We start from the raw sequence: 19216 nt of genomic DNA on the forward strand, positions 1-19216 counted from the left end.
CCGGGGCCAACCGTGTGATGCGGGTATAGCCTAGAACGGCAGATGCAGATGCAGGTTCATCGAGCCACTCGGCGAGCGGTGTCGCGGGCGGCTGTGGTAGTGGTAATGATGGTGCTGCTGGTAGCTGTGATAGTGCCGGTGATGATGACCACGCCCGCGTTTGTGCGAGCGCTTGGAATGCTTGTAGCCACGATAGCCGGGATGGCTGCGGGCATGCGGCGGGCCGCCATAATGGCCCGGGCGATGATGCACATGCTGCAGGGCATCGGGGTCGAAGGCCGCGGCACCGGTGTGCACAAAGCCGGAGACCGGCTGGGCCGCATGCGCCGGGGCCGCCAGGGCAAACACCAGCAACGCCGCCGGCGCCAGGGCGATCATCATGCGTTTCATCGTGTACCTCCTTGGACTGCGCAACTGGCAGAATTGCCAAGGTCCAAATTACGGGGTCTTCCTGAACGGTTCCTAACCGAGCCGCCCCAGGAGCGTGACGCCGGTTACACTTTTCCGTACTACGTGACTAAGCCTTGACCCGATTCACACTGGAGAACGCCCCGTGGATGACCCGGAACTGCTGCGCTACAGCCGCCAGATCATGCTGCCCGGTGTCGGGGTCGAGGGGCAGCAGGGCCTGCAGGAGGCCCACGCGGTCATCATGGGCCTGGGTGGCCTGGGTTCGCCCGTAGCCGCCTACCTCGCGGCTGCCGGGGTCGGGCGACTCACGCTCGTCGACCCGGATCATGTCGAGGTCACGAACCTGCAGCGACAGATCCTGCATACCGATGCGGATATCGGTCGCGACAAGGTGGAGTCCGCGGCGCGGCGCCTGGCGGCGATGAATCCCAACTGTCGCGTCGAGACCCGCGCCGAACGCCTGGATGTGCCTGCCATGAGCACCCTGTTCGCGAAGGCCGACGTGGTTCTGGACGGCACCGACAACTTCGCCAGCCGGGGCGCAATCAACCGCGCGGCGGTTGCCAGCGGTACACCGCTGGTCTCCGGCGCGGTAATCCGCTTCGAGGGACAGCTCACCACCTTCGACTACCGCGACCCGGGGGCCGCCTGCTACCACTGCCTGTATGGCGAGGGCGGCGGGGACGAGGACACCTGTGCAGCCAATGGCGTGCTGGCCAGCCTGCCGGGGGTAATCGGCAGCCTGCAGGCCACCGAGGCGCTCAAACTGCTGATCGGGCTCCCGACCCTGAGCGGGCGGCTGCTGATCGTGGATGCGACCAGCATGCAGTTTCGCGAGATTCGTCTGCGCCGCGATCCGGATTGCCCGGTCTGCGCACAGCGTCCGGCCCGGGCCTGACGAAGACGCTGAGTCAGTCGCTGGAGCGGGGCCGGAAGGCGACCACCTGGCCACGGGGGATACGTTGATCCTCCTGGGCCAGAGCAGCGGCCAGACGGTCGGCCATGCAAGCCAGGGCGCGATTGGTGACCATGGTTGCCATGGAGTGATAAAGGCGCAGCTCGCAGGCCACCGGGCGATGCAGGTTATGACGATGGGCGGCGCGAAAGGCCGTCCAGGCCACCACCGGCATGTCGTTGAGCACGCGATCCACCACGACCCACGCATCCGGCTGCAGGATCAGGTCCAGGTGCTTCAGGATTGGCAGGGGCAGGCGGATCTCGGGGCCCAGCCGACGCAGGGCCAGGGCCGCCTGGTTGTAATAGCGGGCCTCGACCTGCCATCCGGGCCGGGTATCCAGAGTGGGAATCTCGGTATGCCGGGAATACATGACCAGCCCCCGCTAGGGAAACACTGATGCCATTGCTATCTCTATAGCAAAGACTGCCGCCCGGCGGGAAGATTCCGTGTCCGGTTTATTTGAACCCGGCTACTGGCGCGTGTCAGGGGTTGGCGGCTGGACCGCCTGGGTGGCGCAGAGGGCCTCGGCATCCACCGGGTCGAAGTGATATTGCGCGTTGCAGAACTCGCAGGTCACCTCGATGCGGCCCTGCTCCTCGATGATGCTGCGGATCTCGTCCTGCCCGAGGCCGCGCAGGGTCTCGGACACCCGTTCGCGCGAGCAGGGGCAGTGGAACTGGACCGGGGTCCCGTCGAACAGGCGTACGCGCTCCTCGGCGAACAGCCGGCCGAGCAGCGTGCCGGCATCCAGCTTCAGCATCTCCTCGGGGCTCGTGGTATCGGCCAGGATGTTCGCACGGTTCCAGTCCTCGGAATCACGCGTGACTGCATGACCACCCTCGCCGGGTACCGCCTGCAAGAGCATCCCGGCCGCGGACTGGCCATTGGCCGCCAGCCACAACCGGGTGGGTAGTTGCTCGGAACGCTCGAAGTAAACGTTCATTGCATCCGCCAGGGTCTCGCCCTCCAGCTCGACCACGCCCTGGTAGCGCTCGCCGCCGTCGCCCGGGTCCAGCGTCAGCATCAACCGGGCGTTTTCGCCGGCACACTGGGCCAGCGTCGCATCCTCGGGCGGCGTCTCACGGAAGCGGGCCAAGCCGCGCAGCCGACCCTGGCCATCGGCCTGGGCCACGATCATGTGCACGGGACCGGTGCCGGTCACCTGCAGGATCAGCGAGCCGTCGAACTTGAGCGTGGCGGCCGTCAGCGCCACAGCCGCATAGGCCTGACCCAGCAGGTCGCGCACCACCGGCGGATACTCGTGGCGTTGCAGCAGGGCCTGCCAGGCGGCGTCCAGGTGCACCCATTCGCCACGCACCCCAGCCTCCTCCAGCATGAAGCGGTGCAGGGTGTCGGTTTCACGCATGGAGTCCGCAGCCCTGCATCATCCGTCCAGCTTGGCCTTCAGGCGCTCGTTTACCTGGGCCGGGTTGGCCTTGCCCTGGGTGGCCTTCATTACCTGGCCGACAAAGAAGCCGAACAGCTTGTCCTTGCCGCCGCGGTACTGCTCCAGCTGCTGCGGATTGTTGGCCATCACCTCGTCGATGATCGCGTCGATCGCGCCGGTATCGGTGATCTGCTTGAGCCCCTTGGCCTCGATCACGGTGTCGGCATCGCCCTCGCCGTTCCACATCGCTTCGAAGACCTCCTTGGCGATTTTGCCGGAGATGGTCTCGTCCTGGATGCGGGCCAGGAGCCCGGCCAGGCCCTCGGCGTTCACCGGGGCCTCGGCCAGTTCGACCTCGGAGCGGTTCAGCGCCGCGGAGAACTCGCCCATCACCCAGTTGGCGGCGAGCTTGGGCGCGCCACAGCCGGCGGCGACGGCCTCGTAGAAATCGCCCATCTCGCGCGCGGCGGTCAGCACACCGGCGTCATAGTCGGACAGGCCGTACTGCTCGACAAAGCGGGCGCGCTTGGCATCCGGCAGCTCCGGAAGCTTCTCGCGCATCTGGTTCACGAACGCCGTGTCCACCACCACCGGTAGCAGGTCCGGATCGGGGAAATAGCGGTAGTCGTTGGCCTCTTCCTTGGTGCGCATGGAGCGCGTCTCGTCGCGATCCGGGTCGTACAGACGAGTCTCCTGGACGACACTGCCGCCACCCTCGATCACGTCGATCTGGCGCTCGATCTCGTGATTGATCGCGCGCTCGACGAAGCGGAAGGAGTTCAGGTTCTTCAGCTCCGCGCGGGTGCCGAACTCGGTCTGTCCCTTGGGCCGGATGGAGACGTTCGCATCACAGCGGAAGCTGCCTTCCTGCATGTTGCCATCGCAGATATCGAGATAGCGCACCAGCGAGTGCAGCTTTTTCATGTAGGCGACCGCCTCTTTCGCCGAGCGCAGTTCCGGCTCGGAGACGATCTCGATCAGCGGGGTACCGGCACGGTTGAGGTCGATGCCGGTCATCAACTCGAAGCCTTCGTGCAGGCTCTTGCCGGCGTCTTCCTCCAGGTGTGCGCGGGTCACCCCGATGCGCTTGATCGTGCCGTCCTCCAGCTCGATATCCAAATGCCCGCGGGCGACGATCGGCAGCTCGTACTGCGAAATCTGGTAGCCCTTGGGGAGGTCCGGGTAGAAGTAGTTCTTGCGCGCGAACACCGAGCGCGGGGTGATCTCGGCGTCAATCGCCAGCCCCAGCATCACGGCCTTCTCCACCGCACCCTGGTTGAGCACCGGCAGCACGCCGGGCATGCCCAGGTCCACCGCGCAGGCCTGGCGGTTGGGCTCGGCACCGTAGGCGGTCGGCGCCCCGGAGAAGATCTTGGAGATGGTGTTGAGCTGGGCGTGAATCTCCAGCCCGATGACGGTTTCCCATTCCATGCGGCGATCCTCAGGCGAAGGCCGCCGGCACACGGGTGTGCCAGTCGGTTTCTTGCTGGTACTGGTGGGCGACACCGAGCAGGCGCGCCTCGTCGAAGTAATTGCCGATCAGCTGCAGGCCCACCGGCAGGCCGTCGATCTCGCCGGCCGGCAGCGACATCGCCGGCAGGCCCGCGAGGTTCGCGGCGATGGTGTAGATGTCCGACAGGTACATGCTGACCGGATCGGCCTTGGCGCCCAGCGCGAACGGCAGCTCCGGCGTGGTCGGCCCGAGCAGGACGTCGACGTCCTGGAAAGCGCTGCGGAAGTCGTCGGCAATGATGCGGCGGACCTTCTGCGCCTTCAGGTAGTAGGCGTCGTAATAGCCGGCAGACAGTACGTAGGTGCCGACCATGATGCGGCGCTTCACCTCGTCGCCGAAGCCCTCCCCGCGCGAACGGGTGTAGAGGTCCATCAGATCCTTGGGGTCGTCGCAGCGGTGGCCGTAGCGCACGCCGTCGAAGCGCGCAAGATTGGATGAGCACTCCGCCGGGGCAATCACGTAATAGGCCGGCACCGACAGATGGCTGTTCGGCAGGCTGACCTCGCGGATCTCGGCGCCGCGGCCCTTGAGCACCTCAACGGCCGCGTCGATCACGCCGCGCACCTTCTCGTCCAGGCCCTCGCCGAAAAACTCCTTCGGCAGACCGATACGCAGCCCCTTCAGGTCCTGGTTCAGACCGGCGGTGAAGTCCTCGGCCGGACGCTCGACGCTGGTGGAGTCGCGCGGATCGAAACCGGCCATGGCGTTCAGCATCAGGCCACAGTCCTCGGCGGTCGCGGCCATCGGACCGCCCTGGTCGAGACTGGAGGCGAAGGCGATCATGCCGTAGCGCGAAACGCGGCCATAAGTGGGTTTGAGGCCGGTAATACCGCAGAACGCGGCGGGTTCACGGATCGATCCGCCGGTGTCGGTGCCGGTCGCCCCCGGCACCAGGCGCGCGCCCACCGCCGCGGCGGAGCCACCCGAAGAGCCGCCCGGGACACGCTCGATATCCCAGGGATTGCGCACCGGGCCGTAGAAACTGGTCTCGTTGGACGAGCCCATCGCGAACTCGTCCATGTTCGTCTTGCCGAGCATCACCGCACCGGCGGCATTCATCCGCTCGACGACGGTGGCGTCGTAAGGCGAGACGAAGGGATCGAGCATGCGCGAACCGCAGGAGGTGCGCACGCCCTCGGTGCAGAAAATGTCCTTCTGCGCGACCGGCACACCCAGCAGCGGGGTCTGTTCACCATTGGCCAGACGGGCATCGGCCGCTTCGGCCTGCGCCAGCGCGGACTCGGCGGTCACGGTAATAAAGCTGTTGAGCTGCGGATCGAAGCGCTCGATCCGCTCCAGATACAGCTGAGTCAGCTCGCGCGAGCTGATCTCGCGGGCCTGAAGCCTGCGCACCCAGCCGGACAGGGTTTCCTGGGACATGGTTTCGAGAACTCTTGTCGACAAAAAGCGTGATGAATTCGGCGGAATCGTACCGGTGGCGCCCGCGGGTTACTCGATGACGCGCGGCACCAGGTAGAGCCCACCCTCGACGGCCGGCGCAATCGCCTGAAATCCCTCGCGATTATCGGGCTCGGTGACGGCGTCCGGGCGCAGCCGCTGCTCGGCGTCCAGCGGATGGGCCATGGGTTCCACACCCTCGATGGGGGCGCCGTCGAGTTGTTCGACGAAAGCAAAGATGTCGCTCAAACCGCCGGCAAACTCACGGGCCTTTTCGTCGCTCATCGCCAGACGAGCAAGATGCGCGATGCGCTGAACTTCGGAGGCTTCTACGGACATGGTTCGGACAGGGCCCCTGTATCAGTCGATGATGATGCGGGAAACGGCCGGCAAACTTACCACAAAGCCGTTATTGCCCAAACCCCGGGCAGTTGCTAGAGTCTCGGGCTTTCCCGCCCGACCACCAACGCAGGTTTCTTCTTCATGTTCAAACGCCTCCTGGGGTTGTTCTCCAACGACATCTCCATCGACCTCGGCACTGCCAACACGCTTATTTACATGCGCGGGCAGGGCATCGTCCTGAACGAGCCATCCGTGGTCGCGATCCGGCAGGACCGGGGGCCGGGAGGCCCGCGCTCCATCGAGGCCGTGGGGATCGAGGCGAAGAAGATGCTGGGACGCACACCCGAACACGTGGTGACGATCCGCCCGATGAAGGACGGCGTGATCGCCGACTTCACCACCACCGAGAAGATGCTCCAGTACTTCATCAAGAAGGTGCACGAGCGGCGGATCTTCCGCCCCAGCCCGCGCGTGCTGGTCTGCGTGCCCTGTGGCGCGACGCAGGTGGAGCGCCGCGCGATCCGCGAGTCCGCGTTCGGTGCCGGGGCGCGCAAAGTGTATCTGCTGCAGGAGCCGGTGGCGGCCGCGATTGGTGCCGGCATCCCGTTGGACGAGGCCGTCGGCTCGATGGTGCTGGACATTGGCGGCGGGACCTCCGAGGTCGCGGTGCTGTCGATGAACGGCATCGTCTACTCCGAGTCCGTGCGCATCGGCGGCGATACCTTCGACGAGGCGATCATGTCGTATGTGCGTCGCAACTACGGCGTGCTGATCGGCGAGGCCACCGCCGAGCGCATCAAGCATGCGGTCGGGTCGGCCTATCCGGGCAAGGAACTGCTGGAGATCGAGGTCAAGGGCCGCAACCTGGCCGAGGGCGTGCCGCGCTCGTTCACGCTGAACTCCAACGAGATCCTCGAGGCCCTGCAGGATCCGCTGTACGGGATCGTCTCCGCCGTGCGTACCGCGCTGGAGCAGACCCCACCGGAACTGGGCTCCGATGTCGCCGAGCGCGGCATCGTACTGACCGGCGGCGGCGCGCTGCTGCAGCAGATCGATCGCCTGCTGATGGAAGAGACCGGCATCCCGGTGGTCATCGCCGACGATCCGCTGACCTGTGTGGCGCGTGGTGGCGGCCGCGTACTGGAGATGCTCGACGAGAAACAGGTGGACTTCCTGTCCATGGAGTAGACTCCGGGCTGGATCGGGGCGAGATGGGGCGCCGCCCCGCATTCCGGGTACACGGTGGGGTCCAGCCCGTCGCGCCCGCCGACCGCGGGGCGCCCCCGGCCCAACCACGACCCGCAACCGGAGGTTGAACTATCAGCAAGCCGCTGTTCAGACTGGGCGTATCGCCCACTCTGCGCCTGCTCGCGGTCATCCTGCTGGGGGTGGCGCTGATGGCGCTGGACCACCGGCTGAACGAGCTGCAGACGGTGCGCAATGCACTGTCCACCATCGCCTACCCCTTGCAAGTCGCAGTGGATGCCCCGATCCGGGCGGGCAGTCGACTGCTCGAATCCTTCACCAGTCGCGAAGATCTGATCACCGAGAATCGCATCCTGCGCGACGAGAATGCGGAGTTGCGGGCTCGTCAACTGCGCTTCGACGCGTTGCAGATGGAGAACGACCGCCTGCGGGCGCTGCTGAATACGGCCGAACGCGCGGAAGAACGCGTCGAGATCGCCAAACTCCTGGCCGTGGACCTGGACCCCTTTCGCCAGCAGATCGTACTGAGCAAGGGCAGCCGACACGATGTCTACCCCGGGCAGCCGGTGATTCACCCCGATGGCGTAATCGGCCAAGTCCTTTCGACCCAGATGACCAGCTCCACCGCCCTGCTGATCTCCGACCCGGGCCATGCCCTGCCCGTGCTCAGTGCGCGCACCGGCCTGCGCGGCATTGTCGTCGGCACCGGCAATCCGCGGCGCCTGGAGATGCGGCACGTGCCACCCCAGGAGGATATCGAGGAAGGCGACCTCCTGCTGACATCCGGTCTGGGCGGACGCTTCCCGCCGGACTACCCGGTCGCCCGTGTGATCTCGGTCGAACGTCAGCCCGGCCAGCCATTCCTGGATATCCAGGCCGAACCGCTGGCGGCCCTGGATCGCTCGCGGGAAGTCCTGTTGCTGTGGACCGACGAGGTCCCGGATGCGGATGCCGACACGACATCAAACACCGAAGAGGATGAACTGGACGACAGCGGATCAGAGCCCGCAACCGGGACCAGCACTCCGGAGGCGGATGAGGCCCCATGAACCGAGCACTGGGCATCCCCTGGCTGGTCGCCCTGACCCTGGTATTTGCACTGGCGCTATCCATCGTGCCCATGCCGGACACCCTGCCCCCGGCCCGGCCTGAATGGCTGTTGCTGACGCTGGTGTACTGGACCATGGCTTTCCCCCAGCGTATCGGTGTACTGACGGCTTTTGCCATGGGGCTGTTGCTGGACACCCTGCACGGCCAACTGCTTGGGCAAAACGCCATCGCCCTCGCGGTCGTGGCCTACATCGTGCTGCAGATCCACCCGCGACTGCGCGTTTATCCCCTGTGGCAGCAAGCCATCGTGATCGCCGTGATCACGGCGCTTTACAAGCTGTTGGCCCTGTGGCCGCAGGGCGCGATCGGACTGCCGCCCGGAAGCGCCTGGTACTGGGCCCCGGTGGCCACCAGCGCACTCGTCTGGCCCCTGATCTTTCTGCTGTTGCGCGACATGCGTCGACGCTGGCTGCTCCATCTAAGCTGAACGCCCGAGGTCAGTCCCGGTCGAACGCCCCCAAAAGCTGTTCCATACTGTGTGCACCGAGGGAAACACTGATCAATGGAGATATCCACGATGGATCCGAAGACCCGCACCGAGATCGAAGCCGCCGTCTTCCAGCGCCTTCTGCAACACCTGGATGAACGCAAGGATGTCCAGAACATCGACCTGATGAATCTCGCCGGCTTCTGCCGCAACTGCCTGTCCAAGTGGTACGTCGCGGCCGCCGAAGAACGCGGCGAGTCGATCGATTACGAGGGCGCCCGCGAGATCGTCTACGGCATGCCCTACAGCGAATGGAAGGAACGCTACCAGAAGGAAGCATCCGCCGAGCAGAAGGCGGCTTTCGACGCGAGCCAGAAATCGAATCATGCATGACCACGGGCTGATCGAGACGCCCGAAGACCTGCAGGCGTTCCTCGACTCCATTGCCGGAACAGACTGGATCGCCCTGGACACCGAGTTCCTGCGCGAGAAGACCTACTACCCGCAGCTCTGCCTGATCCAGGCCGCCACGCTGGATCAGCTCGCCTGCATCGACCCGTTGCAACTCGATATCCAGCAACTGGCCCCTCTGTTCCGGGACCCGGGCATCACCAAGGTTTTCCACGCCGCTTCGCAGGACATGGAGCTGCTGTATCGCGAATTGGGGTTTGTGCCCAGCCCGGTCTTCGACACCCAGATCGCGGCCAGCATGCTTGGCTACGGGGAACAGGTCGGCTACGCAAACCTGGTCAAGACCGTGCTCGAACGCGATCTCGACAAAAGCCAGACGCGGACCGACTGGTCCCGTCGGCCGCTAAGCGCAGAACAAATCCGCTATGCCGCGGACGATGTCCGCCACCTCGCAACGCTGTTCAATCGACTGTTGCACGAGCTGGACACCCACGACCGCATGCACTGGCTCCGCCCGGAGATGGAGGCCCTGAGCGATCCGGCACTGTACGAGCCGGACCCGGACCAAAGCTGGCAGCGAGTGTCGGGCGTGAAACGACTGAAGCCCAAGGAACGCGCCGTACTCAAGTGTGTCGCAGCCTGGCGCGAGCGCACTGCACAAAGCAGCAACCGACCCCGGCGTTGGGTGTTGTCCGATGATCTCCTGCTGGATATTGCGCGCCGCACACCGAGCACTGCCGAGGGCTTGCGCGAACTACGCCAGTTCCCCGGCGGGATGAAACCGGAACACATCAACTCGCTACTGGCAGCCATCAAGGAGGGGCAGGGCCTGCCGCGCGAAGATTGGCCGCATCTGCCCGAAAAGCCACGCCTTGGCGAACGCGACGAGGTCCTGGTCGATATCGGCATGGCGCTGCTACGCGAGTGCGCACGCGAACATCAGATCAGCGCCTCTGCGATCGCACAGCGCAAGGATGTGGTCGAACTCCTGAAGAGTGGCGGCAAAAATGGCCGCCTGGCAAGCGGCTGGCGCCAGGAGATTGCAGGCCACACGATCCAAAGCTGGTTCAACGGCGAGAGCCGCCTTGTCTGCAGCCCCGGGAATGGGGTCGAACTCGAACCTCTGCCCGACACGATTGCGGCGGAATAACCGCCGCAATCGACAAACGTCAAATCGGCTCAGGCCGCGGTCTTGTACACCCCGCGGCGCGGAGACTTCAAACGCCCCTGGCGCTTCAGATAGGCCAGAGTCTGCGAGATATTCTTGGTGTCCAGGCCGGCCTTCTCGGCGCGCTCCTTGATCTCCTTGGTCGCCATTTCGGATTTCTCGGCGACGATCTCGACCAGTTGCTGACTGACCGAGCTGCCTCCCCGGCCCCCACGCCGGCCACCACCAGCGCGACCAACGCGGCCGCCCAGCTCGCGTATCTGGCGCTCAAGCTCGTTGAGTTCCTTGCGGTGACGCGCGATCATCTCCTTGCGCTTTTCCATCAGCTTCTCGCGCTTCTTGCGGCGCTCCGCTTCCTGGCGCTCGGCTTCTTCCTTTTCCCGCTGACGGGCCAGGGCATACAGCTCTTCGGCGGAAAGTTCGGAGGCCTTCTTGCTATCCAGACTCATTTATATGACTCCTCGTTCGGAACTTCTCAATGACCAGAACGGCTCTCAATCCCTCGCACGCCCTAGACGAAATCTGCCGGACAGGAGAATATGATAAAAATGGAAGTAAATTACAAGACCCCCCCGAAATCAATTGACCAGGGACCAGGAAGCGAAGATTCACCAAAAGGTAAGGGAGCTTTACCGCAAGGCCAACCTCGACCTGCGGCACAGGACACCCGAGGTACTCTTTGATCTGCGGGGAAAAGCTGCGGGGCAATGGCGCGTCCGCGACGGGCGTGAGCAACTTCGTTTCAACCCCGAGGCCTTTTCTCAGGACTGGGATGCACACTTCCCGGATACCGTTGCCCACGAAGTCGCGCACTCCCTTGTATATCGAGCATCCGAATGGCGGCGTGTTCGGCCCCACGGTGCGGAATGGCGAGCCTGGATGCAGACCTTTGGCTGCCAGCCACGAGTCACACACAACACGCCCCTGCAGGGCAGGAGGGTCAAGACCTATACGTATCGTTGCGCCTGCCAGACGCATGCGCTGAGTGCACGCCGGCATTACTTGATCCAACGACGCCGATACCGCTATGAGTGCCGGGAATGCGGGCAACGACTACGGCGGGAAAAATAAGCAACCGAAAACAACCTGCTAAAGATTTGGTTGACACTCAACCATGCAGCCTAGGCTCCATCTCGGCCAGCACGCGGTCCACCGCACCGCGCCCTTCCTCGATCACAGAGCGCGCCGCATTGCCCATTGATCGTCGACATCCAGGATCGCGCAGCAAATCCGTGACTGAACGCCCCAGCGCCGCGGCATCCTGCACGCACCATAGCGCACCACGCTGTTCCAGCTGCTCAACCGCAAAAGCAAAATGCTCGGTACTGGGCCCCACAATCACCGGCAAACCAAGTGCGGCGGGCTCGAGTACGTTCTGCCCACCCTGGGGTACAAGACTCCCCCCCACAAAGGCAACATCCGCCGCCCCGAGATAGATGCCAATCTCGCCGATCGTATCGCCCACCAGCACATCCACCGGCGGACTCGGAAACTGTGTGCGCCTCCCAACGGAAAACCCCGATTGCCTGGCCGCCTCGAAAGCAACATCAAAGCGATTGCGGTGACGCGGCACCCAGAACAGCACGGTACCGGGATGAGATTCGCGCACCACGCGGTGGGCCTCGAGCACGGCCTCTTCTTCGCCTTCCCGCGTACTGACCGCGACCCAGACCGGTACTCCCTCGGGCGCAACGGACGCACGCAGCTTCCCCGCCTGTTCATACCCAGGCGGCAATGCGCGATCGAACTTCAGATTCCCCATCACCTGAACGCGCGCGTTCGACGCGCCCAGCTCGCGAAAGCCCCGCGCGGCCGACTCGTCCTGCGCGAGGATCTTCTCGGCACGTTCAAGGGTTTCCCGCACCAGTGGCTGCAAACGCCGATACCGCTTCAGCGATCGCGGCGACAGCCGCGCGCTCACCAACCAGAGCGGAATACCGGCCCGTTCACAGGCGCGATAGAGATTGGGCCAGAGTTCGGTCTCAATGATCAGAGCGGCGGCCGGGCGCGCTCGACGCAGGAATCGGCAAACGGCCCCGGGCAGGTCCAGCGGCAAGTAGGCATGCTGAACGTCGTTCCCTAGAGCAGCCTCCACACGGGCCGCCCCTTCCGGGGTCGTGGTCGTCATCAGCAACGCGCGCCCCGGATAATGGCTGCGCAAGGCACGCGCGAGCGGCAGCGCGGCCTCTACCTCACCCACCGAGGCCGCATGGAGCCAGATGGAACCGGGTGCCAGCGACTCCCCGAACCCCAACCACTCGCGCCAGCGGGCGACCGGCACACCGTTCGCCCGCGCACGGCGCGCCAGCCGCGCCAGCAATGCCGGAGAGGCCAGTCGCAGCAGCGCGGTGTACAGGACCTGGCGCATCACGGATAGCGGCTCAGTCGAGCCACGCAATGGCCTCGGGCAGGGCACGGATTCGAACGGCCCCGTCTTCGGCCAACCGCGATTCCGTGCCCGACGGATCAAACAGTATTCGCGTACCAACCCCGGCTCGACGCCCCGCCTCGAGGTCGGAGGCGCGATCCCCTACGAGGACCGAACCGGGGAGATCCAGACCCAGGTCATCCCGCGCCCGCAGCAGCATGCCCGGCTCCGGCTTGCGATCAGGACAGGCTCGACGATAGTCGGGCTGCGCATCATGGGGGTGATGAGGACAGTGATAGACCGCCTCGATGCGGCCGTCGCGCTCGGAAAAGCGCTTGCGCATCCAGTCCGTCAGCTGCCGGAATTCGCTGTCGCCGTAATAGCCGCGGCCAATCCCGGACTGGTTGGTGACGACCACCACCGGCCACTGACGGGCGGTCGCAGCCGCCACCAGCTCGAAGATCCCGGGGACAAACTCGACCTGGTCAGGGCGATGCACGTAGCCATGGTCGACATTGATCACCCCGTCGCGGTCGAGAAACAGGGCACGCGCGCTCACGCCGACCCCGAGCGTTCCTGATCGGCCACCAGCGCATCCTCGACGATCCCGCACAGCAGATGCCCGATCAGCCCGTGGACCTCCTGCACCCGTGCGGTGGCGGCATCGGGCACCCGCAGCACATGATCCGCGGGATGCGTCTCCGGCAGCCCCTTCTCGCCGGTCAGGGCAACGGTCACCAACCCACGCTGACGCGCCACCCCGAGGGCCTCAAGCACGTTGGGCGAATGCCCGGATGTACTGATCCCGACGAACACATCACCCGGCTGCCCCAGCGCCTCGACCTGACGCGAGAACACATGCTCGTAGCCAAAATCGTTACCGATCGCCGTCAGCACCGAGGTATCGGTGGTCAACGCAATCGCCGCCGCACCCGGGCGCACCGCCCGATAACGGCACACAATCTCCGCCGCAATGTGCTGCGCATCCGCCGCGCTACCACCATTGCCCGCCAGCAGCACCTTGCCGCCTGCACGCAAGATACGCAGCCAAACTTGCGCAACGAGCTCGACCTCGGCGACAAATTCCGCATCGTCGGCCAGGCGCCCAAATAACCGGCTCGCCGCCGCCAACTCTTTCACGATCCCGTTGCGCAATCCCATTCTCCGCTGCTCCCAACCGGGCAAAGTACCTCGCTCCCATTGACTCCGACAAGCCGCGCAATACGCACTCTACGTACGGCTGGAGCCGGGGAACGAGCCCTGCTTCTGGTAGCATGGCGGCTTTTGCCGGGGCTGGCCACCGGACCCATGACGGCCGGTCCACGGCAAGCACCCCAAGAAGGATCCGGATGAAAGGCAAAGGAAAACGCGTCAAGCCCACCCGCCCCACAGCGGGGACCTCGTGGGAGCTTTACCGGCGCATCTTCGAATTCATCAAGCCCTACTGGCGCCTTGGAATCGTGGCCATTGTCGCGATGATCATGGCGGCTGCGGGACAGACGGCCTTTGCCTGGATCATCCAGCCCCTGGTGGATGGCACCTTCATCGAACAGGATCCGGCAGCCCGCGTATGGGTGCCACTGGGACTGGTGGCCATCTTTGTCTACTACGGCGCCACCACCTTTGCCTCCGACTACACGGTGGCCTGGATTGGGCGCAAGGTGGTCAAGGACATCCGCCAGGCCGTGTTCGAGCAATATCTGCGCCTGCCGGCGGCCTTCTTTGACCGACATTCGCCGGGCACCCTGCTCGCGAAGCTGACCTACAACGTCAACCAGATCAGCTCCGCAGCGTCCCGCGCCATCGTTGTACTGATTCGTGACTCCTTCACCGTGCTGTTCCTTATGGCCTATATGGCTTACCTCAGTGGATGGCTCGTACTGATCGTCTTCACGCTCGCGCCGGTAGTCGCCCTGGTCATCACCGGCGCGAACCGGCAATTCCGCAAGATCAGCCGACGCATGCAGCGCTCCGTGGGCGACTATGCACAGATTGCGGAGGACGGCATCCGCGGACAGGCCGAGGTGAAGATTTTCGGTGCCACGGATTACGAAGCGGCTCGCTTCGACGACACCAACACCCGCTTTCACCGCCAGGCCATGCGCCACAAAGCGGTGCAGGCCGCCGCCCAGCCGCTGTCACAGCTGGGCGCCATCGTCGCCCTGGCCGTGATCGTGTATCTCGCCACGATGGATGTCATCCTGGAGGCGATTACGCCAGGCGGCATGATCTCGTTCATCGCCGCCATGCTGCTGATGCTGCCCCCCCTGAAGCGCATCGTGGGGGTCAACGCTGCAATTCAAAAGGCACTGGCCGCAGGCGAAAGCGTATTCGAGGTACTCGACACGCCTGCCGAACCTGACCACGGTCAGCGTCCGCTGGAACAGACCAATGGGCGCATCGAATTCAAGCACGTGGGCTTTCGCTACCCCACCAGTCATGACCGGGTGCTGAAGGACATCAGCCTGACCGTGGAGCCAGGGCAGACCGTGGCACTCGTCGGCCGCTCCGGCAGCGGCAAGACCAGCCTCGCGCGGTTACTGCCCCGCTTTTACGAGATTGAGGAAGGCGAGATCCGGCTGGATGGTCACCCGATCCAGGAATACCGCCTGCGTGACCTGCGGGCACAAATGGCCCTGGTAAGCCAGCACGTCGTGCTGTTCAACGACACCCTCGGCCACAACATCGCCTACGGGCTCAATCGCGAACCCTCGCTCGACGAGCTGCGCGAGGCGGCGCGCGCGGCGAACGCCCTGGACTTCATCGACGAACTGCCCGACGGGTTTGATACCGTGGTTGGCGAGAACGGGATCATGCTCTCCGGTGGCCAGCGCCAGCGGGTCGCCATCGCCCGTGCAATCCTGAAGGACGCCCCGATCCTGATTCTGGACGAGGCCACCTCGGCACTGGACACGGAATCCGAACAGAAGATCCAGAATGCGCTGGAACGGCTGATGGAAAACCGCACCACGCTGGTCATCGCCCATCGGCTCTCTACCATCGAGAATGCCGACCGCATCGTGGTACTGGATCAGGGACGTATCATCGAAGCCGGCACCCATGCGGAACTGCTCGAGCGAAACGGGCACTACGCCGCGCTGCAAATGGCCCAGTTCGAGGAAGCGCCCGAGCCGGCTGATCACGCGGATGACGATGCCTCCGCTCCCTGAGCCGGGCAGCCGGGTATGCGATGTACAATATGCTGCTTCCGGCCCTTGCCTGACAGGATCTGCCCCGCGCGATGAAAGGCCCGCGTAGCGACAACGCCCTACACCCGTCCAACTGGGGGCAAACCACTGCGATCGCCGCTCTGTGGCTTATTGCGCGCCTGCCGTGGCGCTGGGCCATTGGCCTGGGCGAAACCTTGGGCGGAGCGCTCTACCACGTGGCGAAATCACGCCGCTACGTCGTACGCCGAAATCTGGAGCTGTGCTTCCCGGAGCTGTCGGAAACCCAGCGCGAGGAATGGGTGCGCGCCAACTTCCGCTATACCGGGCGCGGCCTCGCCGAAGTCGCCCTGGGCTGGCTAGGCGGCAAGGCCGTCGACCGGATTCCCTGCCGCATCGATGGTCTGCATCACCTGCGTGCCGCCGCCGAAGAAGGCGCCCCCGTGATTCTGCTGTCCGGCCATTTCAGTTGCATCGAATTGGCCGGAAGGCTGTTCGGCCAGCGCGCCGAGATGGCCGTGATCTACAAACCGATGGAGAAAAAACCCGTGCTCGAGCGCGCCATGAAGAAGGGGCGCGAAAAAAGCCTGAGCCGAGCGATCTCCAAGGACGACATCCGCGGCATTTTGCGCACGCTCAAGGCCGGGGTTCCGGTCTGGTATGCAGGCGATCAGAACATTCGCCAGGCAGATCTGGTCTTCGCCCCGTTTTTTGGACAGCCAGCGGCCACCACCACCGGCCTTTCCCGTCTCGCCAGCATGGGCAAGGCACGCGTGCTGCCGTTGTTCTATCGCGTGGACTCACAGGAGGGTGGCTACGAGATCGTGATCGGGCCGCCTCTGGAGAACTACCCCTCCGGCGACCGAACCGCGGATGCGGCGCGAATGAACCAGGTCCTGGAAGAGGCCGTGCGAGCCTATCCGCAGCAATATTTCTGGGCACACCGACGCTTCAAGACCCAGCCCGAGGGAGCCCCGGACCCCTATCCGGGCATTCGCAGCAAACACATCGGTCGCCTGCCGTGGCAGAAAAACAAGCTCAAAAAGAAGAACAAGCGGAAGACGCCCGGTGACGACTCCTGACCAGTCGACCATAGCCCCATCGACCCCGGGGCCGCCCCGGGAGATCGCACTTCTGCGCCTCTCGGCGCTGGGTGACGCCACGCACGTAGTCCCCGTGGTGCGCTCGCTACAAAAGGCCTGGCCCAGCACCCGCATCACCTGGATCATCGGGCACCTCGAATACCAGTTGCTGGGAGACCTGCCCGGTGTGGAGTTCGTCGTGGTCGACAAGGCGCGGGGGCTACGTGCCTACACAGACCTCCGACGCGCCCTGAAGGGCCGCCAGTTCGACACCCTCCTGCAGATGCAGGTCTCCCTGCGCGCCAGCCTGATGGGGATGCAGATTCCGGCACGGCGCAAGATCGGATTCGACCGTGAGCGTGCACGCGACTTCCAGTGGCTGTTCACCCGGGAGCGCATCGCCGCCCGGCCGCGCCAGCACGTGCTGGACGCGTTCTTCGGCTTTGCCGAGGCGCTGGGCGTACAGGAGCGCGAACTGCGCTGGGACATCCCGATCCCGGATAGTGCGAGGGAATGGGCCGCTCGGCACCTGCCCACCGACCGCCCCGTCCTGGTCATCAACCCGTGTTCCAGCGCCCGCTTTCGCAACTTTCGCAACTGGGCCGCCGAACACTACGCGGCCGTCGCCGAACATGCGGTGGAGCACCACGGCATGACCGTCGTGCTGACCGGCGGCCCCACCGAACTGGAGCGAGACTATGGCGAAGCCATCGCCTCCGACTGCCGCCACTCGCTCATTAACCTGATCGGGACAACCAGCCTCAAACAGCTACTGGCGGTGCTCGAACGGGCTGACGTGGTGATCTCACCCGACTCGGGCCCGGCCCACATGGCCAACTCAGTCGGCACACCCGTGATCGGACTCTATGCCGGTTCCAATCCCGAGCGTACGGGGCCGTACTGCAGCCGTGAGTGGGTCGTCAATGCATACCCCGAGGCCTGCCAGGCGGCCTTCGGCAAGCTACCGGAGGCGCTGCGCTGGGGACAGCGGGTCCGCAATCCCGCCGTGATGGACCGCATCAAGGTCGCGGACGTCACCGCGAAACTGGATATGCTGGTGGAGGCGACGGCGAACCATGCCTGAATCCCCCTCGCCCCGGGTTGCCCTGCTGTTTGCCACCTCGGGGCATAGCGGGGTCGATCGAGTGGTCGCCAACCTCGTCCGGGAATTTGGCCACTACTCCCTGGAATTCGATCTGCTGACCCTGCGCGGACATGGCCCCTATATCGACGACCTGCCCCCGAACGTACGCCGGATACCGCTGCGCGCCGCCCATCGCAACACGGCCCTGCCCGCCCTCATCGTCTACCTGCTGCGCCATCGCCCACAGGCGCTATACACCGCCAGCCATCGACTTAACCGAACCGCACTCCTGGCACGCCGCCTGACCCGGCCCGGCATGCCGGTGGCGATCCGCATGGGCATGTCCATCAGCGCCACCCTCGCCGAGATGAAGCCCTCCCGCGCCCGACGCCTCCAGCACTCGATGCAGCGCTGGTATCCGCAGGCGGACGCCGTAGTCGCACCTTCCGAGGGAGTCGGCCACGATCTGAACACCCTAGCGGGCGTTCCCGCCGAGCGGCTGCATGTCATCCCCAACCCGATCGTATCCACGGACTTGATTGATCAAGCTGCCGCCCCTCTGGAAGACCCGTGGCTCCAAGACAGCCGCACCCAGAAGATCCCCGTGGTCCTCGGGGCGGGTTCGCTGGAACTGCGCAAGGACTTTGCCAGCCTGATCCGCGCATTCGCCAAGCTCCGGCAGCGACGCCCCCTGCGACTGGTCATTCTAGGCGAGGGCCGCGAACGCACGAATCTGGAACAGCTCGCCAGAGATCTCGGGGTGGAGCAGGACCTGCGACTACCCGGTTTCCAGTACAACCCTTACGCCTGGATGGCACGCGCCAACGCATTCGCACTCACATCCAAACGCGAGGGGTCCGGGGCCGTGCTGATCGAAGCCCTCGCCTGCGGCACCCCATGCGTAGCCACCGACTGTCCCTCCGGCCCCGCCGAAATACTGGACCAGGGCACCCTGGGCCCCGTTGTGCCCATAGGCGACATCGAGGCCCTGGCTCAGGCCCTGGACACCCTGCTGACCACACCGCCAGACCCGGCCACCCTGCAGGCGGCTACTCTCCCTTTCACCGCAGAAGCCTCAGCGCGGGCCTACCTGAAGGCGCTGAGGCTCGCCCCGTAATGCACCGCTGAATTGTCCGGCGCAGAAACCCTGTGCTCTAATCTCGCCTCCCGCATGCGCCACCAGC

Annotated in this window: 21 protein-coding genes; 11 read left to right on the forward strand and 10 right to left on the reverse strand. The window is 65.0% G+C overall.

Annotated elements, in window-relative coordinates; translation table 11 throughout:
* Positions 1-30: 30 nt before the first annotated feature.
* Complete coding sequence (locus C935_RS0101540) at positions 31-390, reverse strand: hypothetical protein (protein WP_026278580.1); 360 nt, start codon at positions 388-390, stop codon at positions 31-33.
* Between the two features lie 163 nt (positions 391-553).
* Here C935_RS0101540 and C935_RS0101545 point away from each other — a divergent pair, with 163 nt between their 5' ends.
* The gene (locus C935_RS0101545; protein ID WP_018860755.1) at positions 554-1309 is read left to right on the forward strand and encodes a molybdopterin-synthase adenylyltransferase MoeB; all 756 of its coding nucleotides are present in this window, start codon (positions 554-556) and stop codon (positions 1307-1309) included.
* 13 nt (positions 1310-1322) lie between these two features.
* On the opposite strand, the gene C935_RS0101550 is transcribed toward C935_RS0101545, so the two are convergent.
* The 5 genes from C935_RS0101550 to gatC form a co-directional block, all read right to left on the reverse strand.
* On the reverse strand, positions 1323-1739 hold the full coding sequence (locus tag C935_RS0101550; protein ID WP_018860756.1) for a hypothetical protein: 417 nt from the start codon (positions 1737-1739) through the stop codon (positions 1323-1325).
* 99 nt (positions 1740-1838) lie between these two features.
* Entirely contained in the window at positions 1839-2735 is an 897-nt protein-coding gene (hslO, locus tag C935_RS0101555; RefSeq protein ID WP_018860757.1) for an Hsp33 family molecular chaperone HslO, read from the reverse strand.
* Positions 2736-2753: 18 nt separating this feature from the next.
* Positions 2754-4187 carry an Asp-tRNA(Asn)/Glu-tRNA(Gln) amidotransferase subunit GatB gene (gene gatB / locus C935_RS0101560; RefSeq protein WP_018860758.1) on the reverse strand — a complete coding sequence of 478 codons (1434 nt, stop codon included), beginning with the start codon at positions 4185-4187 and terminating at the stop codon, positions 2754-2756.
* 10 nt (positions 4188-4197) lie between these two features.
* Positions 4198-5649, reverse strand: a complete 1452-nt coding sequence (gatA, locus tag C935_RS0101565) for an Asp-tRNA(Asn)/Glu-tRNA(Gln) amidotransferase subunit GatA (protein WP_018860759.1) — start codon at positions 5647-5649, stop codon at positions 4198-4200.
* A gap of 69 nt (positions 5650-5718) precedes the next feature.
* Positions 5719-6006: an Asp-tRNA(Asn)/Glu-tRNA(Gln) amidotransferase subunit GatC gene (gene gatC / locus C935_RS0101570; RefSeq protein ID WP_018860760.1), complete on the reverse strand. Its 288-nt coding sequence runs from the start codon at positions 6004-6006 to the stop codon at positions 5719-5721.
* A 144-nt stretch (positions 6007-6150) separates the two neighbouring features.
* Here gatC and C935_RS0101575 point away from each other — a divergent pair, with 144 nt between their 5' ends.
* From C935_RS0101575 to rnd, 5 genes are all read left to right on the forward strand, one after another.
* A complete protein-coding gene (locus C935_RS0101575) occupies positions 6151-7197 on the forward strand; it encodes a rod shape-determining protein (protein ID WP_012981744.1) in 1047 nt (348 codons plus the stop codon).
* 131 nt (positions 7198-7328) lie between these two features.
* The gene (gene mreC / locus C935_RS0101580) at positions 7329-8264 is read left to right on the forward strand and encodes a rod shape-determining protein MreC (RefSeq protein ID WP_155984189.1); all 936 of its coding nucleotides are present in this window, start codon (positions 7329-7331) and stop codon (positions 8262-8264) included.
* Entirely contained in the window at positions 8261-8752 is a 492-nt protein-coding gene (mreD, locus tag C935_RS0101585; RefSeq protein WP_018860762.1) for a rod shape-determining protein MreD, read from the forward strand. Before mreC ends, mreD begins: the two co-directional genes overlap by 4 nt.
* Before the next feature lie 90 nt (positions 8753-8842).
* On the forward strand, positions 8843-9145 hold the full coding sequence (locus C935_RS0101590) for a DUF1244 domain-containing protein (RefSeq protein WP_018860763.1): 303 nt from the start codon (positions 8843-8845) through the stop codon (positions 9143-9145).
* Positions 9138-10313, forward strand: coding sequence for a ribonuclease D (gene rnd / locus C935_RS0101595; protein ID WP_018860764.1), 1176 nt, complete (start codon positions 9138-9140; stop codon positions 10311-10313). Before C935_RS0101590 ends, rnd begins: the two co-directional genes overlap by 8 nt.
* 29 nt (positions 10314-10342) lie before the next feature.
* Here the strand turns inward: rnd and C935_RS0101600 are convergent, their stop codons facing one another.
* Complete coding sequence (locus C935_RS0101600) at positions 10343-10780, reverse strand: hypothetical protein (protein ID WP_018860765.1); 438 nt, start codon at positions 10778-10780, stop codon at positions 10343-10345.
* Positions 10781-10913: 133 nt separating this feature from the next.
* Between C935_RS0101600 and C935_RS12890 the strand changes: the two genes are divergently transcribed.
* Positions 10914-11402 (forward strand): SprT-like domain-containing protein, encoded by a 489-nt coding sequence (locus C935_RS12890; RefSeq protein ID WP_081616561.1) that lies wholly within the window; start codon positions 10914-10916, stop codon positions 11400-11402.
* 37 nt (positions 11403-11439) lie between these two features.
* Here the strand turns inward: C935_RS12890 and waaA are convergent, their stop codons facing one another.
* The 3 genes from waaA to C935_RS0101615 are packed head-to-tail and all read right to left on the reverse strand — an operon-like array spanning position 11440 to position 13860.
* Entirely contained in the window at positions 11440-12699 is a 1260-nt protein-coding gene (waaA, locus tag C935_RS0101605; RefSeq protein WP_018860766.1) for a lipid IV(A) 3-deoxy-D-manno-octulosonic acid transferase, read from the reverse strand.
* A gap of 13 nt (positions 12700-12712) precedes the next feature.
* Positions 12713-13258, reverse strand: coding sequence for a D-glycero-beta-D-manno-heptose 1,7-bisphosphate 7-phosphatase (locus C935_RS0101610; RefSeq protein WP_018860767.1), 546 nt, complete (start codon positions 13256-13258; stop codon positions 12713-12715).
* Entirely contained in the window at positions 13255-13860 is a 606-nt protein-coding gene (locus C935_RS0101615) for a D-sedoheptulose 7-phosphate isomerase (RefSeq protein ID WP_018860768.1), read from the reverse strand. Before C935_RS0101615 ends, C935_RS0101610 begins: the two co-directional genes overlap by 4 nt.
* A gap of 188 nt (positions 13861-14048) precedes the next feature.
* Here C935_RS0101615 and msbA point away from each other — a divergent pair, with 188 nt between their 5' ends.
* From msbA to C935_RS0101635, 4 genes are all read left to right on the forward strand, one after another.
* Positions 14049-15869, forward strand: coding sequence for a lipid A export permease/ATP-binding protein MsbA (gene msbA / locus C935_RS0101620; RefSeq protein ID WP_018860769.1), 1821 nt, complete (start codon positions 14049-14051; stop codon positions 15867-15869).
* A 71-nt stretch (positions 15870-15940) separates the two neighbouring features.
* The gene (locus C935_RS0101625) at positions 15941-16948 is read left to right on the forward strand and encodes a lysophospholipid acyltransferase family protein (protein WP_018860770.1); all 1008 of its coding nucleotides are present in this window, start codon (positions 15941-15943) and stop codon (positions 16946-16948) included.
* On the forward strand, positions 16935-18032 hold the full coding sequence (locus C935_RS0101630) for a glycosyltransferase family 9 protein (RefSeq protein WP_026278582.1): 1098 nt from the start codon (positions 16935-16937) through the stop codon (positions 18030-18032). The genes C935_RS0101625 and C935_RS0101630 overlap by 14 nt, the downstream gene beginning before the upstream one ends.
* On the forward strand, positions 18025-19149 hold the full coding sequence (locus C935_RS0101635; protein ID WP_018860772.1) for a glycosyltransferase: 1125 nt from the start codon (positions 18025-18027) through the stop codon (positions 19147-19149). Before C935_RS0101630 ends, C935_RS0101635 begins: the two co-directional genes overlap by 8 nt.
* The last annotated feature ends 67 nt before the right edge of the window (positions 19150-19216 follow it).

Source organism: Thioalkalivibrio sp. ALJ3, assembly GCF_000377205.1.
Lineage (GTDB): Bacteria > Pseudomonadota > Gammaproteobacteria > Ectothiorhodospirales > Ectothiorhodospiraceae > Thioalkalivibrio.

Bases quoted from the DNA above. Each gene is read 5' to 3' on its own strand.
- C935_RS0101540 (WP_026278580.1), bottom strand. From the start codon at position 390: ATGAAACGCATGATGATCGCCCTGGCGCCGGCGGCGTTGCTGGTGTTT.
- C935_RS0101550 (WP_018860756.1), bottom strand. From the start codon at position 1,739: ATGTATTCCCGGCATACCGAGATTCCCACTCTGGATACCCGGCCCGGA.
- hslO (WP_018860757.1), bottom strand. From the start codon at position 2,735: ATGCGTGAAACCGACACCCTGCACCGCTTCATGCTGGAGGAGGCTGGG.
- gatB (WP_018860758.1), bottom strand. From the start codon at position 4,187: ATGGAATGGGAAACCGTCATCGGGCTGGAGATTCACGCCCAGCTCAAC.
- gatA (WP_018860759.1), bottom strand. From the start codon at position 5,649: ATGTCCCAGGAAACCCTGTCCGGCTGGGTGCGCAGGCTTCAGGCCCGC.
- gatC (WP_018860760.1), bottom strand. From the start codon at position 6,006: ATGTCCGTAGAAGCCTCCGAAGTTCAGCGCATCGCGCATCTTGCTCGT.
- C935_RS0101575 (WP_012981744.1), top strand. From the start codon at position 6,151: ATGTTCAAACGCCTCCTGGGGTTGTTCTCCAACGACATCTCCATCGAC.
- mreD (WP_018860762.1), top strand. From the start codon at position 8,261: ATGAACCGAGCACTGGGCATCCCCTGGCTGGTCGCCCTGACCCTGGTA.
- C935_RS0101590 (WP_018860763.1), top strand. From the start codon at position 8,843: ATGGATCCGAAGACCCGCACCGAGATCGAAGCCGCCGTCTTCCAGCGC.
- rnd (WP_018860764.1), top strand. From the start codon at position 9,138: ATGCATGACCACGGGCTGATCGAGACGCCCGAAGACCTGCAGGCGTTC.
- C935_RS0101600 (WP_018860765.1), bottom strand. From the start codon at position 10,780: ATGAGTCTGGATAGCAAGAAGGCCTCCGAACTTTCCGCCGAAGAGCTG.
- waaA (WP_018860766.1), bottom strand. From the start codon at position 12,699: ATGCGCCAGGTCCTGTACACCGCGCTGCTGCGACTGGCCTCTCCGGCA.
- C935_RS0101615 (WP_018860768.1), bottom strand. From the start codon at position 13,860: ATGGGATTGCGCAACGGGATCGTGAAAGAGTTGGCGGCGGCGAGCCGG.
- msbA (WP_018860769.1), top strand. From the start codon at position 14,049: ATGAAAGGCAAAGGAAAACGCGTCAAGCCCACCCGCCCCACAGCGGGG.
- C935_RS0101625 (WP_018860770.1), top strand. From the start codon at position 15,941: ATGAAAGGCCCGCGTAGCGACAACGCCCTACACCCGTCCAACTGGGGG.
- C935_RS0101635 (WP_018860772.1), top strand. From the start codon at position 18,025: ATGCCTGAATCCCCCTCGCCCCGGGTTGCCCTGCTGTTTGCCACCTCG.